This window comes from Isoptericola sp. NPDC057653 (genome assembly GCF_042799955.1).
In the GTDB taxonomy this organism is placed as follows: Bacteria; Actinomycetota; Actinomycetes; order Actinomycetales; family Cellulomonadaceae; genus Isoptericola.
Genome location: NZ_JBHVHP010000001.1, coordinates 2,308,907 through 2,316,368 on the forward strand (window position 1 = coordinate 2,308,907; position 7,462 = coordinate 2,316,368).

General features: G+C 76.1%; 7 protein-coding genes. 6 read left to right on the plus strand and 1 reads right to left on the minus strand.

All coding sequences use genetic code 11. The features are described from left to right. Positions 1–76: 76 nt before the first annotated feature. The 3 genes from rbfA to truB are packed head-to-tail and all read left to right on the plus strand — an operon-like array spanning position 77 to position 2,118. Positions 77–538, plus strand: coding sequence for a 30S ribosome-binding factor RbfA (rbfA, locus tag ACFU9A_RS10555; RefSeq protein WP_430575167.1), 462 nt, complete (start codon positions 77–79; stop codon positions 536–538). 54 nt (positions 539–592) lie between these two features. Continuing rightward, positions 593–1,129, plus strand: a complete 537-nt coding sequence (gene pyrE / locus ACFU9A_RS10560) for an orotate phosphoribosyltransferase (RefSeq protein WP_430575168.1) — start codon at positions 593–595, stop codon at positions 1,127–1,129. Between the two features lie 23 nt (positions 1,130–1,152). Then, entirely contained in the window at positions 1,153–2,118 is a 966-nt protein-coding gene (gene truB / locus ACFU9A_RS10565; protein WP_430575169.1) for a tRNA pseudouridine(55) synthase TruB, read from the plus strand. A gap of 31 nt (positions 2,119–2,149) precedes the next feature. On the opposite strand, the gene ACFU9A_RS10570 is transcribed toward truB, so the two are convergent. Further along, entirely contained in the window at positions 2,150–3,268 is a 1,119-nt protein-coding gene (locus ACFU9A_RS10570; RefSeq protein ID WP_430575170.1) for a hypothetical protein, read from the minus strand. Positions 3,269–3,382: 114 nt separating this feature from the next. On the opposite strand from ACFU9A_RS10570, the gene ACFU9A_RS10575 reads away from it, so the two are divergent. The 3 genes from ACFU9A_RS10575 (at position 3,383) to ACFU9A_RS10585 (ending at position 7,310) form a co-directional block, all read left to right on the plus strand. Further along, the gene (locus tag ACFU9A_RS10575) at positions 3,383–3,976 is read left to right on the plus strand and encodes a TetR/AcrR family transcriptional regulator (protein WP_430575171.1); all 594 of its coding nucleotides are present in this window, start codon (positions 3,383–3,385) and stop codon (positions 3,974–3,976) included. Positions 3,977–4,070: 94 nt separating this feature from the next. Next, the gene (locus tag ACFU9A_RS10580; protein WP_430575172.1) at positions 4,071–5,045 is read left to right on the plus strand and encodes a bifunctional riboflavin kinase/FAD synthetase; all 975 of its coding nucleotides are present in this window, start codon (positions 4,071–4,073) and stop codon (positions 5,043–5,045) included. Between the two features lie 288 nt (positions 5,046–5,333). Further along, positions 5,334–7,310 (plus strand): heme peroxidase family protein, encoded by a 1,977-nt coding sequence (locus ACFU9A_RS10585; protein ID WP_430575173.1) that lies wholly within the window; start codon positions 5,334–5,336, stop codon positions 7,308–7,310. Positions 7,311–7,462: the final 152 nt, after the last annotated feature.

Here is a 7,462-nt window from a genome sequence, read left to right on the forward strand (position 1 = left end):
GCGCCCCACCCGCCCCGCCTCGAGAACGAGCGGGTCGGGAGGGGCGCCGTCGGCGTCGAGAGAGGGAGACACACGTATGCCCGGTAAGGCCGACAGGCCCGAGAACCCGCGCGCCCGCAAGCTCGCGGACCGCATCAAGGAGATCGTCGCGCAGCTGCTCGACACCCGGATCAAGGACCCGCGCCTCGGGTTCGTGACGGTGACCGACGTCCGTGTCACGGGCGACCTGCAGAACGCCTCGGTGTTCTACACGGTGCTCGGTACCGACGAGGAGCGCGCGGGGACCGGCGCGGCGCTGGAGAGCGCCAAGGGGATGATCCGCTCCGAGGTCGGCAAGCAGACCGGGGTGCGGCTCACGCCCACGATCGAGTTCTTCCTGGACTCGATGCCGGAGAACGCCGCGCACCTGGACGCCGCGCTCCTGGAGGCGCAGCGGCGGGACGCCGAGCTCGCCGCCCTGCGCGAGGGCAAGCAGTTCGCCGGCGAGTCGGACCCGTACCGCAAGCCGCACGAGGACGACGAGGACGCCGAGGCCTGACCCGGCGGTCCTGACCGGCGGGCCCGGTCGGCGTCGTGCGCGAGGATGGGGGCCATGACCGCCCCCGACACCGACCTCGCCCGCGACATCGACCGGGCCTGCCGGCTCACCGGGTCGTTCACCCTGCGCAGCGGCCAGGTCGCCGGCGAGTACTTCGACAAGTACCTGTTCGAGACGGACCCGGCGCTCCTCGCGCGGGTCGCGGTGCAGATGGTGCCGCTGGTCCCGGCCGGGACCGACCTGCTCGGCGGCCTCGAGCTGGGCGGCGTGCCCCTGGCGACCGTGCTCAGCGCGACCACGGGTCACCCGGCGCTGTTCGTGCGCAAGGAGGCCAAGCGCTACGGCACGGCGAAGCAGGTCGAGGGGCCTCCCGTGGCCGGCCGCCGCGTGGTGCTGGTCGAGGACGTGATCACGACCGGGGGCGCGGTCCGCGACGCCACGCTCGCCCTGCGGGCCGAGGGCGCCGTCGTCGAGACGGTGCTGTGCGCGATCGACCGCAGCCCGGCCGGGACCGACCCGCTCGCGGACCTCGGGCTCGAGGTCCGGCCCGTCCTCACCAGGGCGCAGCTCGACGCGAGCCGCCCCTCCTGACCCACGACGACACCGGAGCACCCATGACCGCAGCCCCCCGCACCGCGCCGCCCCGCCGCCCGACGGCGCCCGACGGGTTCCTCGTCGTCGACAAGCCCGCGGGATGGACCAGCCACGACGTGGTGGGGCGCTGCCGCCGGCTGGCCGGCACGCGCAAGGTGGGCCACGCCGGCACGCTCGACCCCATGGCGACGGGGGTGCTCGTCGTGGGGGTGGGGCGGGCGACGAAGCTGCTCACCTACGTGGTCGGCGCCGACAAGGCGTACGACGCGACGATCCGCCTCGGCGTCGTGACCACGACGGACGACGCGGAGGGCGAGGTGACCGCCGCGGCCGGCGTGGGCGACGGCGTCGACGCCACGGACCTCGCGCGGGAGGTCGCGGCCCTGACCGGCGACATCCGGCAGGTGCCCACGACGGTGAGCGCGATCAAGGTGGACGGCAAGCGGGCGTACGCCCGCGCCCGCGCGGGGGAGGACGTCGTCCTGGAGGCCCGGCCGGTCACCGTGAGCCGCTTCGACGTGCTCGGTTCGCGGCCGGGGACGACGCCCGACGGGGTCGCCGTGCTCGATGTCGACGTCGCGGTGGTCGTGTCCTCGGGGACCTACGTGCGTGCGCTGGCGCGCGACCTCGGCGCCGCGCTCGGCACGGGCGGCCACCTCACGGCGCTGCGGCGCACCCGGGTGGGCGGCTACGACCTGGCGGGCGCGAGCACCCTGGAGGAGCTGGAGGCGCAGGCGGACGCCGACGGCGTCCTCGCCACGCTGCCGCTCGCGGACGCGGCCCGCGCGACGTTCCCGGTGCGCGAGCTCACCGCCGAGGAGGCGCGTGCGCTCGGGTACGGGCAGTGGGTGCCGGCCAGCGGGGAGCGCGGCACGGTCGCGGCGATCGGCCCCGACGGCGTGCTGGTCGCGCTGCTGGAGGACACGCGCCGCCGGGGCGAGGCGCTGGCGAAGCCGGTGCTCGTCCTCGCCCCGGCGGGCGGCTGACCGGGCGGGACGGGCCGGCCGGCCGCCCGGGTCAGCCCTGCAGGGCCGGCTCGCCGCGGCGGGCGGCGTGCTCCAGCGCCTCGTCACGGGCGGCCTCGGCGTCGGGCTCGACGCCGCCCGCGGTGCGCAGGTGCCCCACCAGCGACAGCAGGACGCCCACCCCCGCCCAGAGCCCGAGGGCGAGCCAGGCGCGCCCGGCGTCTGCGGCCGGGAAGTAGGACAGGTCGCGCAGCAGGGTCGCGCCCGCGCCCGGCGGGAACCACTGGCCGATCGCGCCCCAGTGCCACGGGAGGAACTCGGGCGGCATGGTGGCGCCGGAGATCGGGTTGGCGACCAGCATCATCGTCACCGCGCCGAGGGCGATCCCGGCCCGGCCCAGCAGCGCCACGAACCCGGTGATCGGCGCCGCGACGGCGGCGAGGGCGAGCGCGGCGGCCCCGGCGTTGGTCCACCAGTCGCCCTGCAGCGCGCCGAACCACGACTGCAGCACCGCGACGAGCACGACGCCGCCGGCCGCGGCGTACACGGCCACGGCGAGCACCCGGCGCAGCGCGCCCACGACGAGCAGCGAGATCGCGATCCCGCCGACCATCCCGCCGAGGAGCAGGGGGAACATCGCCGCGGTCAGGCCGGCGCCGCGCGGGTCGTCGGAGGACAGGGGCACGACGTCGGTCACGGCGACCGTGGGCACCGCGGACGCGTCGGCGCCGGAGGCGAGCGCCTGCTGCGTGAGACCGGCCTGCAGCTGTCCTGCCGCGGTGGTGAGGAGCTGGGTCGTCACGGTGCTCGCGGCCGAGGCGGTCAGCACCTCCGGCGAGGCGCCGAGCACGATCGCGCCGTAGGCGTCGCGGGACTCGACGGCGGCGACCGCGGCGGCACGGTCCGCGACCGGGACGAGGTCGACGGCGCCGGGCTGCGCGTCGTCGAGCGTGGCGCCGAGGGCCGCGACGGCCTGCGGCGGGCCGGCGACCGCGACGGGAAGGTCCTTCGGCTCGGCCGTCACGGCCGGCCAGGAGAAGGCGAGCACGAGCACCCCCACGACGGCGGCGACGCCGAGCCCGAGGGCCACGACGCGACCCCACGGGGTGTGCGGGACCGGGCGCGGCGGGACGGCGGGAGGTGCGGCGGGGGCGTCGGTGGTCGACGACATGGCGGGCTCCGGGGGTGCGTGGTATCAAAAACGAATGTTCGTTCTTTATGGAAAGACTGCTCCGGGGTCCCTAGACTTGTCAACCGTCCGCCAGCGCCCTCGGGAAGGGGTCCGATGCCACGAGTGACCGAGGCGCACCGCGAGGCGCGGCGCGCGCAGATCCGGGCCGCGGCCCTCCGGGTGTTCACCGCCAAGGGGTACCAGCGCGCCTCCATCTCCGACGTCGTGGCCGAGTCCGGCCTGTCCGCCGGGGCGATCTACGGCCACTACGACGGCAAGCAGGCGCTGTTCGCCGCCGTCGCGCAGGAGGTGCTCTCCCGGCGCGGCACCGAGATCGGGGGCGCGTCGCGGGACGGGTCGCCGCCGCCGCCGCTCGACGTGCTGACCATCCTCACCGGGGGCATGGCGCGCGACCTCTCGGACGGGCGCGTCCTCGTGCAGCTGTGGGCGGAGTCCACCGTCGACGAGGTGATCCACGACGTGGTCCAGGAGGTGGTGGCCATCCTCAAGGGCGTGCTCCGGGACGCGCTGCGCGCCTGGTACGCCACGCGCCCCGACCTGGCGCCCGACGGGCCCGACGCCGCCGCCGACCTGCTCCTGCCCGTGATGCTCGGGCTCGGGCAGGGGTTCCTCATGCAGCGGGCCATGCTCGACGACTTCGACGCCGAGCGCTACCTCGCCGCCGCGGCGGCCGTCCTGCCGCGCTGACCCGGCGAGCCCGTCCGCGACCTCGTCGTATCCTTGACGGCTGGCGCCCGGAGCGGGCGCCGGCAGCCGACCTCGACGAGACGGAGCGCGACGCGTGCAGGTGTTCACGGACCTGGACCAGGTCCCCGACGGGTTCGGCCCGTCGGTCGTCACGATCGGCAACTTCGACGGCGTCCACCGCGGCCACCAGACCGTGCTGGGCCGGCTGGTGGGCCTGGCCCGCGCCGACGACCGGCTCGCGGTGGCGCTCACCTTCGACCCGCACCCCTCGCGGGTGCACCGTCCGGAGACGGCGCCCGAGCTGCTGACCGGCCTCAGCGACCGGCTGGACCTGCTCGGCCGCACCGGCCTGGACGCCGTCCTCGTCGTGCCGTACACGCTCGACCTCGCCGCGCTCACCCCCGAGGAGTTCGTCACCCGCTTCCTCGTCGAGGGGCTCGGCGCGCGCACGGTCGTCGTGGGCCACGACGTGCGGTTCGGCAAGGGCAACGCCGGCACGCTCGCCACGATGGTGGAGCTCGGCGGCACCCACGGCTTCGAGGTCGTCGCGGTCGACGACGTCGGCGAGTGCGCGCCCGGCAGCGCCGGGGCCGGCGAGCGCTGGTCGTCGTCGGCCGCCCGCGCGCTGCTGGCGGAGGGGGACGTGGCGCAGGCGGCCGAGGTGCTCGGGCGGCCGCACCGCGTGCGCGGCACCGTCGTGCACGGCGACGCCCGCGGCCGCGAGCTCGGCTTCCCGACGGCGAACCTCGGTCACGCGGAGGGCATGGTGCCCGCCGACGGCGTCTACGCGGGCCGGCTCCTGCGCCCGCAGCTCGCCGCCACGGACCCGTCGGACCCGGACGCCGACCTGCCGGCCGCGATCTCCGTGGGCACCAACCCGACGTTCGACGGCGTGGAGCGCCGTGTCGAGGCGTACGTCCTCGACCGCGACGACCTGGACCTCTACGGCGAGACGGTGGTGCTCGAGCTGGTCGAGCGGCTGCGGCCGACCCTCCGCTTCGAGGGCATCGAGCCGCTGATCGAGCAGATGCACGCGGACGTCGCGCGGGCGCGCGAGATCCTGCGCTGACGCGGGCTCGCCCGGCCGGCCTCACGGGCGGCGGGTGAAAGTCGCCGCCGCACGTCACGGTCGCCGCGGGGCCGCCTCCTTCCTGGCGTGACGGACCGGGCGACGCCCGGCCGTGGGACCCGGGAGATCCCGCGTCCCCGTCGCGGCGCGGGCACCGCCCTCCCTGATCCACGGCGGTGCCGCGTCGTCGCAGCGCGCGGTCCCGGGCCGCCTCCCTCGGCGGCCCGGGACGCGCCCTGCGCCGGGCCGCGCGCGTCCGGCGCCCGTGCCTTCGAGAGGGGCAGAGCCATGACGGCTCAGGAGACCACCGCGCAGCACACGCCCGATCCCGGGCACGACGTCCACTCCGACCCGGTCGGCCGCACGGTGCGCAGCGTGCGCCACGGCGGCCAGGTCCGGCCGCACCCCCGACCCCGCCCGCAGCCCGACCCCGACCCGGGGTCGTCGCCCGCGCCCCTGCTCCACGAGACGGAGCTGGCGGTCCTGCGCGACCTCGTCGAGGACCGGTTCGAGGCGACGACGTCGTTCGACTACCTGTTCCGCGACCTGCGGGGCCGGTTCCCCGACGGGCACCTGCCGGTGACCGGGGGCGGGGCCCCGCCGGACGGCCCGATCGCGAACCCGACCGTCACCGCGGTCGTCGCGTCCCTGAAGAAGCTCGGCGCGGCGATGATCGAGCCGGCAGGCCCGCCGAACCCGGCGCTGGACTCCACGGTCCCCGCGGCCTACACCTACTGGGGCCAGTTCATCGACCACGACATCACCCTCCACACCAACGGCCCGGACGGGCCGCCGGAGCCGGGGGAGCGGCCGCGGCCGGGCGACCTCGCGCTCGGCGACATCGTGGCCGACCCGTTCACGGCGTTCCCGCCGGAGGTCGTGGTGCGCAGCCTGCACAACGGCCGCCACCCGTACCTCAACCTCGACAGCCTGTACGGCAGCGGGCCCCGGTTCCCCGGGGAGCCCGGGCGCCGGACCACGCGCAGCGAGGCGGCCTACGCGACGAACGACCCGGCCAAGCTCGCCCTCGGGCGGGTGGCGACGTCGCCCGTGCCGGGGTTCGAGCTCGTGGCGCCCGGCGACGACCCGCAGCGCGACCTGCCCCGGTTCTCCGCGGCCGAGGTCGCGGCGCTGCCCGTCCCCGCGGCGGACCGTCCGGCGCCGGGGTCCGCGAAGATCCCGGACGGCCGCAACGACGAGAACCTCGTCGTCGCCCAGCTCCACCTGGCGTTCGTCCGGTTCCACAACGCCGTCGTCGACTGGGTCCGGCGCACCGAGCCGTGGCTCACGGTGGACGACCGGGCGGTCTTCGACCGCGCGCAGCGCCTCACGCAGCACCACTACCAGTGGCTCGTCGTGCACGACTACCTCCGCACGCTGACCAAGCCGGGCGTGCTCGACGAGGTCCTCGTGGAGCCGTCGCTGCTGTTCCGGCCGCGGCGCACGGTCGCGATGCCGCTGGAGTTCGCGGTCGCGGCGTTCCGGTTCGGGCACTCGATGGTGCGGGGCGGCTACGACTTCAACCTCAACTTCGGCAAGGTCGTGCCCCCGGCCGCGCCGCCCCGGTCCGCGTTCGCGAGCCTGGTGCAGCTGTTCGAGTTCACCGGCGGTGGCGGCCTCGTCCCGACGGGCGCGCCCCCCGGCGAGGTGCTGCCGTCCAACTGGCCGATCGACTGGTCCCGGTTCGTCGACAAGGGCGACCCCGACCGTCGCCGCTCGGCGGCGAAGATCGACCCGTTCCTCGCGGCCGGGCTGGCGACGATGCGCAACGAGGGCAACGACCCGGACCTGGGTGCCGGGGTGGGCGCCCTGCTGAAGCAGCTCGCGCAGCGCAACCTGCTGCGCGGGTACTGGCTGTCCCTGCCCACGGGGGAGGCGGTGGCCCGGGCGCTGCACGTGCCCGCGCTGACCCCCGAGCAGCTCTCCCGCGGCGCCGCCCAGGACGTCGAGGACGCCCTGGCGGAGCTCGACGGCACGCCGCTGTGGTACTACGTGCTCAAGGAGGCGGAGGTCCAGGGGAACGGCAACTTCCTCGGGGACGTCGGCAGCCGCATCCTGTGCGAGACCTTCGTCTACCTGCTGAAGGCCGACGGCGACTCGTTCCTCAGCGCGGGCTGGACCCCGGCGCAGGGGGTGCGGATCGACGGCGGGAAGATGATCACGACGCTGCCCGACCTGCTCCGGTTCGCGGGCGTCCTCGCCCTCGACGACGGCACGACGTTCCGCCAGGTCGACGGGCGCCCGGCGGGGCACGACGGCGACTGACCGCCGCCCGATGTGTCGTGGCCCACGTCGCGGCGCCCCCCCGGGCCCCGCGGGGGGGGCGCGGGGTGGAATGTGGGGGCGGGATTAAGGGCGCGGGTGCAGATCCCCCCCGGGGAAGAGTAACCGCGCCCCCCCCCACCACAACCAAGGGG